We start from the raw sequence: 14,087 nt of genomic DNA on the forward strand, positions 1-14,087 counted from the left end.
GAACATTGCACACGCAGAGTGGAATTTGTTCGTTTAATCACACATTAAAGACATACTTTGAAAATAGCCCCCAGTAATCGTAATCATATTCTTGCGGATAGCTTATCAAATGTTTTGAACGATAAATCCAAGTTTTAAGCTCCTCTGTTTTTGCACCTTTTTCAACTTTGTCCAATAATGAAGTTAGATCAGCTATATCACTTTCTATCTCTGATGCAACAATATCACCTGTAAAAACGTAAAGACTGCTTAGAAAAAAGGTTTTTTTCTGGCATTTATCATCATCAATAAAACTACATATCATGGGTATATTTTCAACATTATTAACCGCTAACTCCCAGTCTTGGCTTGGAATCTGCTCATCACTATATGCCCATATCTTAATTTCCTCTTGAGTCGGGTTCCACGCATGTTGAATATCTCTGAACAAAATCCAATCCCCTTCAACTATAGTTTACATAATATTATTTATGTTACCTTACTCTTATAAACTTTCTTTCTGGTATACAATGTCATCCGGTTCAAGAGTTCCGTTCACATAAGCATACCTCATCAACACATTTCCAATGAACATCCCGGGGGAAATCTGGATAGACAGTTCAGCCATAAGAACATGATCCTGAATAAAGTATCTGACAATGTTCCCGACAACCGGTTGATCAAACCATATACCTGCATCACTTTCATTGAACTTAAAAGAATAATCCTTGCCTGAAACTGAGATCGTGTACTCCCGCTCGCCGTTTCCCTTTTGCAGCACAGAGGAAATTTTATTTCTTACGCTGTCTTTAGGATCGGAAACCGGAATCTCTGTGAAATCAGCAGTCAATACATGAACCTCCGATTCACGCACACCTGTACCAGTGGATATCGTAAGTACAACAGCAATTTCATCTCCCTCTACGCCGTTCAAATCACTGAGGATGACCTTCGGATAAAAAGAGGGGTTAGAGGTATTGCTCCACTCATAATCTCTGGACTCATTATCGAGCTGAACTGTCAACGGGGAGTAGCCGCTCTCCGGCTTACTGACCCCGTACACAGCGATTTTCTGAGATTTATCTTCCGTCAAAAGAACCTTATGATCACCCGCACTATTATTCTGCTCCGCATTCCGGGACTTGTCCGTTGTACATCCGCTAAGTAAAATAGCCCCTGCTGCTATAGCGATAGCAATCTTGTTCACATCACTCCTCCTCGCATTGACCCCAATAGGATTGATAAAACGTCAATGCTTAAATTATCGCATAAGCTTTTGAGTATAATGTGTAATTTTAGTTGCAAATCATTTAAATTCCAGTAACTATTTGCTGAGCTTGATCATAGGTACTTATGCTGTAAAGCAGTTATTTTCTCCTTAATGTACTCTCTAAGTAGAAACGGCTCAAGAATTTCGGTATCGGTGAGTAGCGCCAGCGCCTTCAGACAGGCATTCTCATAGCTGTACATATTTACGGTCAACACAAGAATTCCCTCCTCTTCACCCTTATGCATAACCTCAAGCCTGTTCACAAGTTCCTGCTTACCCTTTTCTATGCGAAGGACCACCGGATAGTGTTCTTCAGCCCTCCGGCTTTGTTTAAAGCGCTCCTCCCCGCTGCTCCAATACTTCTCCAAAGAAAACTCCGCCGGGATTCCATATTCTTCTTCCAGTAATTGTACCGCTTCGAACCGCTCGCATTTAAAGGTGCGCATCCCCTCTGCCTCCTTGCAATAAGCGACCAGATACCAAGCCCCTTGTTTGACTACGAGGCCGTAGGGCAGCAGTAACCGGGAAGAAATGTCGTTATTGACCTTTCGGTATTGAACGCTAATCTTTTGTGATTTCCACAGTGCAGCACGCAGAGTCTCCAGACACGGCACCGCATTCTGTTCCGTCCACCAAGGGGTATCATCGAAATAAAAGACATTTTGGGCTTTGCGGATATCCTCCTGATAAGCGGCTGGCAAGGACTTTTCCAGCTTTAATAACGCGTTCCTCAACTTGAGGCCCGATTCGCTGTTCCTTCCTGATTGAAAGCCCATTCCCGTTAAATAGAGCTGAATCATCTCGTCCCCGTGCAGCTGCCGCAGGTTGACCGTGTAGCCCTCCATTAGCGAAATCCCGCCACTCGGCCCAGGTGCAGATACCATGGGAATTCCAGCCTCCGCCAGAACGTCTATGTCTCTATAAATGGATCGTACCGAGGTTTCTAGTGCGGCCGCCAAGTCACTTGCTTTCATTTTCCCCCTGGATTCTACCAGTAACAATATCCCAATCAAGCGATGCAAGCGCATATATTCCCTCCTATCCTACCCACGAAATTAATAGGGTTTTGAAGCTTCTCGAATTCTTGCCACTCTGTTGTCAACAATAGCAGTGTACTATGAAATATATCAGAGAGAAGGAGCTGCTGCAAATGAATATTGGCATATTAGGAACAGGTTTCGGAGCATATCATGCCGCCATATTAAAGAAACTGGATAGTGTTGAACGGGTTGTCATCTTCGGGAGGAACGAAGACAAGCTGCATAAGCTGAAGGAAGAGCTTGGGGTTGAGATCACATCGTCTATAGAGGACATTATGCAAGATTCCGGACTGGATATCATTGATATCTGTCTACCTTCTCCACTACATAAGAAATACACTCTAGAGGCACTGAAAGCCGGCAAACATGTATTTTGTGAAACTCCGGTTGTGCTAAGCTTAGAAGATGCGACGGCAATGAGAGAGGCTGAGCTTCAATACGGGAAAAGAATTCTCGTCAATCAGTTCATCAAATTTGATCCGGCCTATCAATATCTGTATGAATCCGCACGACTGGAGAAGTATGGCAAGCTGCTGTATGTGTCTGTCAAAAGAGAAACCCCACCACTTTGGGGGAATCTGGGGCTTGGCACCCTCCCTACAAATCTGATGATCCATGAGCTGGATTTCATCACCTGGCTGCTGGGTTCAACTGCTCCCTCCTCCGTATGGGGAACAAATGGCAGCAAGGAGGAACAAGCGCTGGTCCGTGTATCCTTTGAGGAATCCGGGGTCTCAGCGGAAGTTACCGTTTCTTCGCTTATGCCTGATTCTTACCCCTTTACAGTTGGATATGAGGCTTACTTTGAGCAGGCGAAGCTGGTCTTTCATGAAAGTGATGACATGCAGGGAAACATCGATACTGCATTGTATGAATACAGCAAGGCCGGCAAGCAAGAGATTGTTCTGGAGAAACAAGATCCATACAAGCAAAGTCTCCAGCATGCGATTCACTGTTTACAAAACGGATCGGAATCCGTCCTTTCGCTGAATCAAGCACTCCAGTCCATGGAAATAGCGCTTGATCTGAAGCAGCGGTTAACCGGCTCTACAGACTAAGCACGAAATCAGGGAATTAAAATGTTATTGACTGGGGCTGTGCCCCGGTCTTTTTCCTGGGTTTAGTATGCAAGTTCGGTGTGTGTAAGGTATGCTCTGGAGTATCAAGGGAACGGTGTAGTAAAGAGTTTTTATTGTGAATTTTTCATATGTTGAAATATTATCTATAAATTCAAGTATCAGACTGGGCTAAATAAAAGAAACGGCGGCATCCATGGACGAAATAAAGTCCTAGACTGCCGCTGTTTTTTTGAGCTAACGTATCCCTTTAGCAGAATGACCTGTCTGAGATTGGAATAAAATGCTGCCAACGACACAAATATCAAAATAGATAGACTCCGCCTCTACCGGAAATTTTCTACACGCTCATGCAGAAAGGCATCTAACGTGCGTGGCTCTCTGCCGAGCAAGCGTTTCACAGTGTCATTTGGACTTTCTGGCACCACCGTAGACATGGTTTGAATTTCCACAACGTGGTTCGCGAGCCAAGGAGGCATATGCCCGTGCTCGATAAGATTACGGAGAAGTACTTGGGGTTCCATGTTGATGTAACTTATCGGCCGATTAAGCAGGGCGGATAGTTGACTCGCGATCTGGGGATAACTGAAAATCTCCGAACCAGTAAGCGTATATATTTGGCCTGATACCTCGCGGTTGGTTAGAACTTCTGCGGCAACATCTGCGATATCGCGACAGTCAATGAAGTTACACGGTGAATCGCCCATGGAGCCGAAAAATACATTTTGGGTTGTGATCGTTGGTGCAAGGCGTAATAAGTTTTGCATGAACGCATAAGGGCGCAACACGGTGTGGGTGAGACCCGATTCCCTCAGCGTTTTCTCGATTCCTTGATGCCAGCCCGCCACTGCCACTGGAGAGCTCTGCTCAAAGGCAGGGCTGGATATTTTTACGATGTGTTTGATTCCAGATTCGGCGGCAATCTGAATGATTGAAGTTTCCAATTCGATTTGTCTTGGACTGTTGGACATGGCAAGGAAGAGCTGGCTAGCACCTGTAAACGCGCGGCGCAGCGATTCAGGGTCAGAAGCCTCCACCAATGCGACCTCGATAGTCGATCGGCCTTTTTCTCCGATCTGATCACGCAACTTCTCTGGCTCTCTGCTCAGCGCCCTGACAGGTACGCCATGATCAACCAAACGTTCCAAAAGCGCACTGCCTATCGTACCTGTTGCTCCCATAATAACTATCATTGTTTTCTTCTCCTTTTGGACGAAAAATTAGTTGTGACCGCAAGACGCCACCGCCATGTCACTATCGTGCTTGCTATGAATCCAGACAACGGGAAATCGATCCAGACACGATCGGCCCAGGCCAAGTGATTGCTCGGAATCATAATTTCTAGTGAAACAGATGTCACCCATGCGGCGTATAGGCCAAACGAGGACCCGGCCAATGCGAACACTCCTACCACAACCAAGTGAGGTGCACCGATAACCCATCGCATTTGGCCCACCCGGCTGCTCAACAAAAGGCCAATCATCAAGGCCATCAAGGCCGATGCACCTCCGATTGTGGTCAATGCCCCAATTTGAAGTCCCCTATTGGCAGTAACCAATCCCCCGATACCTGCCATGATGGCAGGAGCAGTATAGGCCATTACAACTTCACGCCATAGTACAAAAGTCTTTTTCTTAGAACCAACAGCCTTGATGCCGTAAACATCATCTGTCTGATTCCCGTATTTCATCTGGTTCATTTAGTTGCTCCCTTCTTCTTTGAAATAGTTCAACGGTTGCTTTCAGCGAGATATAATTAGGTTCCTAACTATATAAGAGTAAAAATAGGCTAGCATCACTAGCCCATTCTACTCATTACTGATGTTTCCTTTTGGTTTCGAGCCTAGTTCGCCCGTAAGTGCTGAGATGCCTTGTGTAACTCGGCCTAGCAAGTCAAGAAATACACTGCGCTCCTCGATATTAAGTAAGCCCACCATTGCTTCCAGCCGAGCGAAATGCTCAGGAGCCATTTCACGGAGCTTCTTCGCTCCTTCCTCCGTCAAAATGACCGATCTCTGACGGCCATCGTCTGAGCTTGATCGCCGAGCTACTAGGCCATCCCGTTCAAGAATGTCGATAAGACCAGTCACTGTAGCACGTGTAACGCCTAGATGCTCCGCTAATTGCGAAGGCAACTCTTCTCCTTCGTTGTCTTCAAGATCTGCCAATAAACGATATCGCCCTGTTGATAAACCGAATCTAGAGAAATGAATCTCCGAGGCATGCCCAAGCTTGGCTCCCGCTGCCATTAGCCTAGACGCGACGAGTATAGCCTGTGCGTCTATGTCTAGGTTATAGCGGTCAATCTGACGCTTGGATTGTACAAGCGATGGAATAGCGTCAATGTCATTTGTTATTTTATTATTGTTGTTCATACATGTAGTATGGTCCCTAATTACTTTTGTGTCAACACATTTTAATAACACATCAACGGTTAATCCAATACAACACTGTTTACAGTATAACGATAAAATAGAAAAGAGCTGCTAAGACAAAACGGTATAGCGCAAACCATTCCAATCGAAGTCGTTTAATCAGTTTGATGAACGTCACTACTGCAATCATTGCCACAATAAAGGATGTCATAAAGCCAATTAACATTAGAAAGAAATCGTCAGAATTCAGCAAATCGCGACTATCGTACAAATCCAGCAAGCTTGCACCAAACATAACAGGCACGGAAATAAGAAACGTGAAATCTGCGGCGGCTTTTTGGCTAGTGCCAAGCAAAAGGCCACCTGAAATCGTCGAACCCGATCTCGAAAATCCCGGCCACAATGCCAAACACTGGAACAGGCCAATCCCGAAAGCCTGTTTATAATTAATCCCATCAATCGTATCAGCGGTTTCAGTTCTCCTACTCCTTGCTGCAATGATCATCAACACACCACCCACAACTAGACCGATCAAGACAGGGGTTGGGCCGAATAATTTGCTTTTTATGGTGTCCTTGAAGAGAAGATATAGGATTAATGCTGGTAACATAGCCAAAATCATATGAATGACATTTAATCCTTTACTTTTAGAAAAATCCATTCTAATCATATTAGCCCCAATCTTCAAATACCTCCTCCAATAAAGAATTAGAACTGCCATCACTGCACCCAACTGTATAACAATTTTAAATGTTATTGCCGCGTCTCCCTCAAAGCTAAGCAAATTGCCTGCTAAAATAAGATGTCCAGTAGACGATACCGGTAAAAATTCAGTTAAGCCCTCAATTATGCCGAGTATGATTGCTTTAATTACATCACTCATCAGTGGAAAGCCCCCTTTCGAAAATAAGCTCATATAACAATTTCCAGTATAAGGGGGGTCATGTCTATATTCCCATCGCTTAATATAACAATATTCAATTTAGTATGACATAATTGTCACATTGCTCATATTCTCTATTGAATAAGTGATCTTTAAACAAAGACGACTAGTTAACATAGTAATGATTATGTTAACTAGTCGTCTACCTCTTCTTTTAAGAGTCAATTCATCGCATGAGCAAAGCTCGTTATCCTGTCCAAAGCTAACCCTGTATTGCCCTTTTTCTTTCCTTTGGCGATCCGGAGGATTAATTTGTCCGTTGCAGACATTTTATCGGTATAAATCTCATCTCCGAATACTTCCTTCACAAGGGCTTTGCTGTACAATTCCTCAGGAAAAGCAAGTCTGAGCTCTTGCTCCGCCTGCTCTCCCTTCAAACCTGCGCAAATGAACAGCCCGAGACGTTTGCTCTTTAACATCTCCTTATTATCTCGGGAAAATTGCGCCATTTCCTTGCGAATTTTCCCGTAATAGACGGAACCGCCTAAAATAATATTGTCATACGCAGTAAGCGGTGGAACTTTGACGTACTTAAGATTGATCGCTTCCACTTCGCCCCGCAGCTGGGATTTCAAGAGATAGGCTGCCTTCTCTGTACACCCGTATTTAGTGGCATACAAAATCAATGTCTTCATTATACCTGCTCCTTGTCAGCTTTCAGAATGGGAATTATCCTGATGCTATCGTTAGCATCGCCTGCAAATGACGTGAAATCAAGGCTTCCTTCTGTTCCTCCGGGGGATTCTCTACAGTCAGTCTGATAATCAACCCGAAGGCTGCGCTCCAAATAACTTGGGCTGTCAGCTCCAGTTCACGCTCACTTTGTGACGCCAAGCCCTTGAACCTGCGGAGTTTTGCGTACAGCATGCCGATTGCATTCCGTTCCTGTAAAGCCCCCATATGCAGCACCGCAGTATGCCTGAGGACTGCCGCAGAATCATTAAGCATTACATTGCGGTATTGTGTCCCTTCCTCTATAGCCATGCGAATAAATTGCGACAACGAGCGGCTCAACGCCTCCTCCGGTAATAATTCTTCACTGTTATGTGCCGTGGCAGCGTTCAGGTTCTGAAGCAGATTGCGGTACCCTTGCTCCAGCAATTGCCCGATGATATCCTCTTTCCCCTCAAAATAGTGATAAATGATCCCCGGTGAATACTCCATACGTTCAGCTATTTTGCGGATCGACAGCTTCTGTATTCCATTCTCGGCCACTAATTGGCCTGCCGTTTCCAGAATCAGTGTCCGCATGGCTTCCCGCTCACGCTCTTGCCGGCCTTCTTTGCTCATGGTGACTCCCTTCAAACTACTACAATAATCCGTTTTTTAAACAATGTAATGTTATTAAACAATGTTCAATACGCAACTCAAATATACATCTGTACAACTCGTATTGTCAACATGCATGAAGCGTTTGAAAGGATCAGCAGCGGTGCATATAATGAAATAGGCTATCTTTACACCGGCTATAAAACAACCGATGCCAAGCTAGCCCATGTACTGCTCTATGAGATAATCCGCTCCAATACACTACATCATCACCCCCGTTATCAGCAAATTTACGCCGATTACGATTACACAAGCACTCGCATGATCTATAAAGTATGAATCACATCTCTTACTCAAACTATAGAGGATAATGATGTTTCAGACTAATCTCCTTATGAAATAGATGTTTAATTATCGTACCTTTTTTTCCAATCGTCAGACCATTCCTTAAAGGTTAGACCTGTGACTTCTTCAAGCGTCATTCCGTCCAGCGAATAGGCGCTTCCCATCAGCAACTCGCCTTCTTTAAGCGGGAACGAAGTCCCGCCAATCACTTCTCCATCTGCCATCAGGATGTTAACATTGGTGGTATGCGTCAGATATATTTTTTCGAGCGGATGATTAGATACGGTGAACTTATAAATGGTTATTTTTTTTCCTACATAATCATCGGGAGAAACGGCTTGAACACCCCACATCTGCTGATAAGGGGTCGATTCCGGACTTCCATACAACAGCTTTTTGGTCAACGTGTATTCAAAAGCCTCGTCTTCTGTGGAGATGATCTTATAGCCTTGCGCCTTAACATAGTCATGTGCAGTTTGTTCTTCCCTTGCAAGTTCTTTACTGCAGCCCATTAGAATCAGTAACATAAAGCCGATCCATATGCCAAAATATCTGCGTGTTCTCATTTCTCCCCTCCATTCTTCAGATCAAGCAGGTGCTGGAGTTGCCACTCACGTTCTTTGGCCGTGTTGCTAATTCTATCTGCGGGGTAAGAGCTGTAGGTTATAGCTTTGGCAGCGTAGGTTGCTGCGTGAACAGCGTGTCCGGCTACATGAGCGGAGGCTGCGGCCTGGCCTGCAGAACGGGCTGCGGCGCATGCAGCATCCCCTTCGGCTTCACGGGCCGCAGCATGAGCGGCAAAAGCGGCTGTACGTGCTTCACTCATCGTTAACTCACCGCGCAACCAGGCACGCCCGGCCTCAACAGCTTCCCGAAGACGCTTGTCATCCGGGTGCCTCTCTTCAAAAAACTGGAGTACCCGCTCAGCGCAATCAACAGCCCATAAGACAAGTGTTTTGTGCTCAACTTTATTTTGAAGATCACTAATCGTTTTCCCCTTGTCGGTATCAATAAATTTCACGTTCCCCATTTTGGAACCTCCTTGAATGGATGTTAAGTTAACATAATATTATATATGTCAACCAACAGTTGAAGCTTAAAGTATAGGATGTTCGGAAACAGACCATTCCACGTAGTTGGATTCTATCCAATCCACATTATATACCGAGAAAAAAGACGCGCCGGATTCTGACGGCACGTCTACATATACTCTATCATGGAGCCGTCATCTTGTGCTGGCATGAGTTAATTAGGTATGCCCCTTTTACTACCTGTGCTAGTCGATGTCTTCGATCTTCCATTCTCCCTGCTTGCCCGGCAGCAAAACAATCGTGAACCCCCGGTCGGCAATATATCCTTCATCATCCATCAGGTAATAATCCACTTGAAAGCCGGCCCATTTCTCGTTTTTAAAGGGAATCCACTATTGCCTACATCCGGTATCTGTACAAAGACACCGGGTACAATTGGAGTTTTTTTCTCCATATATTGTAGATCTTTAAGTATGTTAACAAATACCGGAAGCAGATGCTCACGCTGTTCTGCCATAGTATGGATCTCAGCGATGTAGCGCTTTCCCTTCGCCTCAACGGAAAATACATCAACTGTCGCATTCCCAGTCCTGCAATTGCCCATATATTCCTTGTACCTCAGCAACCCCGCGTCACTGTTTGTTAGACTCAGCTTGGCTTCTTCGGCAAAGAGAGAAATAAAGTTCTGCTCATCCGCAGTCCCCCAGGCCGTTACCCCACCGGCTTCAAAACGTTTCATCGTTTCCGGCATCAACACTCCAAGCGGCAAGGTCCGATGGGAGGAAAAATCAGCCGAGACTTCTTCCCCTTCAATGATGTAAGACCTCCCACCGCCACTATATTCCGGAACGTCAGCCTGCATTACTGCGATGGACCTGTCAGCAGGCTGATCTGTGGCTTGTACAATAGCCCTTCTGTCCTTCGCAGCTGCCGTTGGCGAGGGTTCAGAAGTTGAGGATACTCCGGTCTGAACCGCTTCTTGCGCTGCATCAGAAGGCACATTCGCAAGCTTGTCATTATCATTGTTACAACCCGTAAATAACGCAGACGATAGCGCAATACAGACGACCCATAATTTTTGTTTCAATTTATTTTTTAATCCTATTAATACTTAATGTACTGAAGTACTGACTTGGGTTACCTTGCTTTGGATTAAAGCGCTCTTTAAATTCTCCATGCGTATAGCTGCCGATCACACGGTGCCAAAAGTTGCGTGCAGGCGTATTGGCGCGGATCTGCGACACCTTCCAGTCACCCGGAAACATATCAAACAACCGGTGGGCTGCCCATGTGCCTACACCGCTGCGGCGGTATTTCTGCATCACAAAAAATTCAGTCATGTAGTATTGCCCTTCCGGGTTGCGAAGCAGACGGTCCACCAGTGCGAATCCGGCAATATGCCCATCCACCGTAAACAAATAAGCGAATTTATTGTTGCCGCTGTTCCAGTAAGCTTCAAGTCCGGGATACGCCGGAAAGCCGCCATCACGGTCTACCTCAAGATCCAGGTAACGGGTAAAGTCATACAGATAGAATTGCATGAGTCTGCTGATCGTCTGCTTTTGCTCCTTGGGAACCAGTTCGATTCCAAGCTCCATTAGGTTCACCTCTGCCATTCGCGTTTACTTCACATCATATAACTTTGTCACTTCTGGAGCAAGCCGCCTGCCTCTCATTCCCGGTGCAGCACAAAACATGATAAGATAGATTAGACCGCAACACTTCCGAGGGCCAAGTGGATATTCCGCTAATCCCGAACAATCCCTATGAAAAAAGCTTGCGTCATGCTCTCCAGTGTCTGCAGAATGGAACAGATTCAACTCTTTCCTTACAACATGCGCTGAAATCCTTGGAGATGGCGTCCATGCTGACGGATCAGCTTACAGCTCTCATGCATACTTGAATGGAAGTACATCGCGATTGAATCCGTTGACTTTTGCCGCCCGTTATGTGATTTCATCCTTTTTCCTGGTGATTGTGATTAGGTAAAGATATGTGTTGTAGGTGGGCGAATGGGCTAGATGGAGTATTAGATTTTGATTTTTCTATTGTGAATTTTTCATATAATGAATTTTTATAGTTAGGTGGAGAAAGAGGACTTATTCGTTGATGCCGACGGCTCGTGATTTATTTCTTTTAGACAAAACCGGAAGGTTGTTACCATAATTATTATTATGTTGACTTATGAGGGCTATTTAGAGGAATGGAATTCGTTACCTTCCCAAAATCAATACAGCGTCAGCACTTCAAGCAGAAACCTATACATCCTTATATTTGAACAGAATCATCTGTTCTTGCTGCCGCTCTTTTGCTCTTTCATCGCATCCGTATGATACTCCTTGCCATTGGCTTGCTTCCCCTCAACTCCGGGACATTGTAAGCACGAATTTGTCTAGCTTATCCACCGATAATCCACCTCCAGCTTCGTGCCCCTTCCCCTTGACCATGCGCAGAATCCATCTGTCCAATGTTGATATTTTCTCCGGATCAATCTCATCACCCAGGATCTCCTTGGCGAGTGCCTTGTTGTACAAAACCTCAGAATAAGCTTGCTTCAGTTCCTCCTCCGCCTTCTCCCCTGTCATTCCTGCACAGACGAACAACCCCAGCCTCTTGTTTTACAGCTCCTGCTGATATTTGGACGTAAACAACGCCATTTCCTTGCGGATTTTGCCAAAGTAGATGGAGCTGCCCAGAATTACCGTGTCATATGAAGCCAGAGCCGGCACGTCGGCATATTTTAGATTCATAACCTCAGCCTCTCCAAGCCTGGATTTCAAAAGCATTGCGGCCTTCTCTGTACATCCATATATTCTATGGGTAATGAGTTTGAAGACTATCCCGGTTCCTGTACATTGCTCAATACAAGGTACAAACAAACAATAACACCCAAATGAAACGCAGGGAACGCTACCAACTCTACTGTAGATACACTTACTCCCGCCCTCAGCATCCCAATGATCATGGCTGTGATGGAGGTTAGGAGAGCAGCGGCTTTCACTATGACTACAGAAGCAAGCAGATAACCATAAGGCCGCCTGCGAATGAGCAGTAACCCGGTAATTGCCGTGAGCGGAACAACAATAGCTAAATCGAGTGCCTGAATCACTAATGTGCTGTAATGCTCCAAACCTACAGGGGCTGTCCCTTGCCGTAAAGAACTAGCAAGCCTGCCCAGCCATAACATCATAATCATAAACGCGGTAAACAGCAGGAAAACACCGATGCTTGTGGCCGGTAAACTGTGTTTAAAATAACGTTCTACCTTCTCCCGCTCGAGGGACAACAGTGTCAGAATAAAAGCAAATAAGCTGGCTGAGAACAACATGACATAGATTAGAAACAGGTGATTGTACATAGACAGGAAGCTGTAAGACGCATAAGTATATGTAAAATATCCCAAAGCTCCAGCTAACAGCAAACGTCCTCTGACCCTCCCTTTGAAGCTCATAACCAGTGACACAACCAGCAAAGGAACCCCCAATACCAGCGTAACTCCATCCTGGGCTATAGCCTGAGCAGCTGCGGAAACTGAATCGTGTTTATATATCCCACTACCATATAATTCGACCTTGTCACCCCAGATAGAGGTAAAAGATTCAGACCTTCTTGCCGCCTCCGGGCCGTGACCTGACAGCAAACCGTACCCCGACGCAATTATCGCAAGGAGAATAATTAAACCCGTTAAAATGCCAACTGACCGTCTATATTCCATCGGCGTCTCCCCCTGGTCGAATAGTCAAGCAGAAACGGCTTTGCCGTCCTTTTAAAGGACGGCACCGTTCCAGCCCCCCCGCAATTAGAAGCATGGCCTCAACATGCCGCGCGATCAGGGCCTCCTTCTGCTCCTCCGGCAGCTCTTTCTCGACGGTCAGCCTCATGATCAGTCCAAATGCCGCGCTCCAGATCACCTGGGCGGTAAGCTCCATTTCCTCCTCTTTACGGGCATCCATCCCTTTGAATTGGCGAAGAATACTGCAGAGCATACTGATCGCATTGCGCTCCAGTGCAGCCCCTTTATGCAGCACTGCCGTGTGGTTAAGCACAGCTGGTGAATCATTCAGTATCACATTCCGGTACTGGGATTCCTCCGCTGTTGTCACCCGAATGAACTGCGACAGCGACTGGCTTAGCTTCTCCTCAGCCGATTCTTCATTCTGCGAAGTGTGTAATCGGGCTGTTAGCCCATCAATCAACTCCCTGTACCCCTGCTGTAGAAGCTGCTCGACAATAGCCTCCTTTCCCTGAAAATAGTGATAAATGATTCCGGCGGAATAGTCCATCCGTTTAGCAATCTTGCGGATAGATAACTGCTTGATCCCCTTCTCGGCCACCAGCTCACCGGCTGTTGTCAGAATCAAATGACGCATCGCTTCGCGTTCCTGCTCTTGCCTTTGTTCTTTGCTCATGATTTCAAAATTCCTCCATTTGCGTTTAGATCAGTCAATTTAACACTGAAATGTTTTTAAACAGTGTTCAATATGCATTATATGGAACTATATTGCTGCGGGATGTGATTATTTTGACATTCTTAAGGAATCTCATTTCCAAACTGTATAATTTCCTAACAGAAATAAAGCCTGAGATAGCCCCGGCGGGCATCCCAAGCTTTAGATTTATCATTCAGTTGCCGAATTAAGTTAACATAATTATTGAATAAAATTTGGAAACATTTTGCTCATTCGAAACGTCTAATCATAGTACATCAGGTTAGGTTCACCTCTGCCATTCGCGTTTACTTCACATCATATAACTTTGTC

The 14,087-nt window shown here is 45.4% G+C and carries 18 protein-coding genes; 1 reads left to right on the forward strand and 17 read right to left on the reverse strand.

Features of this window, described 5'->3' with window-relative positions; genetic code table 11:
* Positions 1–37: 37 nt before the first annotated feature.
* From ACAN56_RS01895 to ACAN56_RS01905, 3 genes are all read right to left on the reverse strand, one after another.
* Positions 38–430 (reverse strand): hypothetical protein, encoded by a 393-nt coding sequence (locus ACAN56_RS01895; protein WP_379140062.1) that lies wholly within the window; start codon positions 428–430, stop codon positions 38–40.
* A gap of 54 nt (positions 431–484) precedes the next feature.
* Complete coding sequence (locus ACAN56_RS01900) at positions 485–1,186, reverse strand: hypothetical protein (protein ID WP_379140063.1); 702 nt, start codon at positions 1,184–1,186, stop codon at positions 485–487.
* Positions 1,187–1,320: 134 nt separating this feature from the next.
* Entirely contained in the window at positions 1,321–2,277 is a 957-nt protein-coding gene (locus ACAN56_RS01905; protein ID WP_379140065.1) for a helix-turn-helix transcriptional regulator, read from the reverse strand.
* Between the two features lie 122 nt (positions 2,278–2,399).
* Here ACAN56_RS01905 and ACAN56_RS01910 point away from each other — a divergent pair, with 122 nt between their 5' ends.
* On the forward strand, positions 2,400–3,347 hold the full coding sequence (locus ACAN56_RS01910) for a Gfo/Idh/MocA family protein (protein WP_379140418.1): 948 nt from the start codon (positions 2,400–2,402) through the stop codon (positions 3,345–3,347).
* A 344-nt stretch (positions 3,348–3,691) separates the two neighbouring features.
* Here ACAN56_RS01910 and ACAN56_RS01915 read toward each other — a convergent pair whose 3' ends face one another.
* The 14 genes from ACAN56_RS01915 to ACAN56_RS01980 all read right to left on the reverse strand — a co-directional run bounded on the left by ACAN56_RS01915 (position 3,692) and on the right by ACAN56_RS01980 (position 13,736).
* Positions 3,692–4,558 carry an SDR family oxidoreductase gene (locus tag ACAN56_RS01915; protein WP_379140067.1) on the reverse strand — a complete coding sequence of 289 codons (867 nt, stop codon included), beginning with the start codon at positions 4,556–4,558 and terminating at the stop codon, positions 3,692–3,694.
* The gene (locus ACAN56_RS01920) at positions 4,555–5,064 is read right to left on the reverse strand and encodes a hypothetical protein (RefSeq protein ID WP_379140069.1); all 510 of its coding nucleotides are present in this window, start codon (positions 5,062–5,064) and stop codon (positions 4,555–4,557) included. The genes ACAN56_RS01915 and ACAN56_RS01920 overlap by 4 nt, the downstream gene beginning before the upstream one ends.
* 108 nt (positions 5,065–5,172) lie before the next feature.
* On the reverse strand, positions 5,173–5,739 hold the full coding sequence (locus ACAN56_RS01925) for a MarR family winged helix-turn-helix transcriptional regulator (protein WP_038592786.1): 567 nt from the start codon (positions 5,737–5,739) through the stop codon (positions 5,173–5,175).
* 79 nt (positions 5,740–5,818) lie between these two features.
* Positions 5,819–6,622 carry an undecaprenyl-diphosphate phosphatase gene (locus tag ACAN56_RS01930; protein ID WP_038592788.1) on the reverse strand — a complete coding sequence of 268 codons (804 nt, stop codon included), beginning with the start codon at positions 6,620–6,622 and terminating at the stop codon, positions 5,819–5,821.
* Positions 6,623–6,843: 221 nt separating this feature from the next.
* Positions 6,844–7,317, reverse strand: coding sequence for a flavodoxin domain-containing protein (locus ACAN56_RS01935; protein ID WP_379140071.1), 474 nt, complete (start codon positions 7,315–7,317; stop codon positions 6,844–6,846).
* A gap of 34 nt (positions 7,318–7,351) precedes the next feature.
* Entirely contained in the window at positions 7,352–7,972 is a 621-nt protein-coding gene (locus ACAN56_RS01940; protein WP_379140073.1) for a TetR/AcrR family transcriptional regulator, read from the reverse strand.
* Between the two features lie 386 nt (positions 7,973–8,358).
* The gene (locus ACAN56_RS01945; protein WP_379140074.1) at positions 8,359–8,862 is read right to left on the reverse strand and encodes a hypothetical protein; all 504 of its coding nucleotides are present in this window, start codon (positions 8,860–8,862) and stop codon (positions 8,359–8,361) included.
* Positions 8,859–9,326, reverse strand: a complete 468-nt coding sequence (locus ACAN56_RS01950) for a putative immunity protein (protein ID WP_379140076.1) — start codon at positions 9,324–9,326, stop codon at positions 8,859–8,861. Before ACAN56_RS01950 ends, ACAN56_RS01945 begins: the two co-directional genes overlap by 4 nt.
* A gap of 338 nt (positions 9,327–9,664) precedes the next feature.
* Positions 9,665–10,414, reverse strand: a complete 750-nt coding sequence (locus ACAN56_RS01955) for a hypothetical protein (protein ID WP_379140077.1) — start codon at positions 10,412–10,414, stop codon at positions 9,665–9,667.
* A 1-nt stretch (position 10,415) separates the two neighbouring features.
* Positions 10,416–10,943, reverse strand: coding sequence for a GNAT family N-acetyltransferase (locus ACAN56_RS01960; protein WP_342435681.1), 528 nt, complete (start codon positions 10,941–10,943; stop codon positions 10,416–10,418).
* Positions 10,944–11,687: 744 nt separating this feature from the next.
* Positions 11,688–11,930, reverse strand: a complete 243-nt coding sequence (locus tag ACAN56_RS01965; protein ID WP_379140078.1) for a hypothetical protein — start codon at positions 11,928–11,930, stop codon at positions 11,688–11,690.
* A 15-nt stretch (positions 11,931–11,945) separates the two neighbouring features.
* The gene (locus ACAN56_RS01970; protein WP_379140080.1) at positions 11,946–12,206 is read right to left on the reverse strand and encodes a flavodoxin domain-containing protein; all 261 of its coding nucleotides are present in this window, start codon (positions 12,204–12,206) and stop codon (positions 11,946–11,948) included.
* Positions 12,164–13,042, reverse strand: a complete 879-nt coding sequence (locus ACAN56_RS01975; RefSeq protein ID WP_379140081.1) for a hypothetical protein — start codon at positions 13,040–13,042, stop codon at positions 12,164–12,166. The genes ACAN56_RS01970 and ACAN56_RS01975 overlap by 43 nt, the downstream gene beginning before the upstream one ends.
* Entirely contained in the window at positions 13,032–13,736 is a 705-nt protein-coding gene (locus ACAN56_RS01980; protein ID WP_379140083.1) for a TetR/AcrR family transcriptional regulator, read from the reverse strand. Before ACAN56_RS01980 ends, ACAN56_RS01975 begins: the two co-directional genes overlap by 11 nt.
* Between the last annotated feature and the right edge of the window lie 351 nt (positions 13,737–14,087).

This window comes from Paenibacillus paludis, from assembly GCF_042610515.1.
In the GTDB taxonomy this organism is placed as follows: Bacteria; Bacillota; Bacilli; order Paenibacillales; family Paenibacillaceae; genus Paenibacillus_AQ.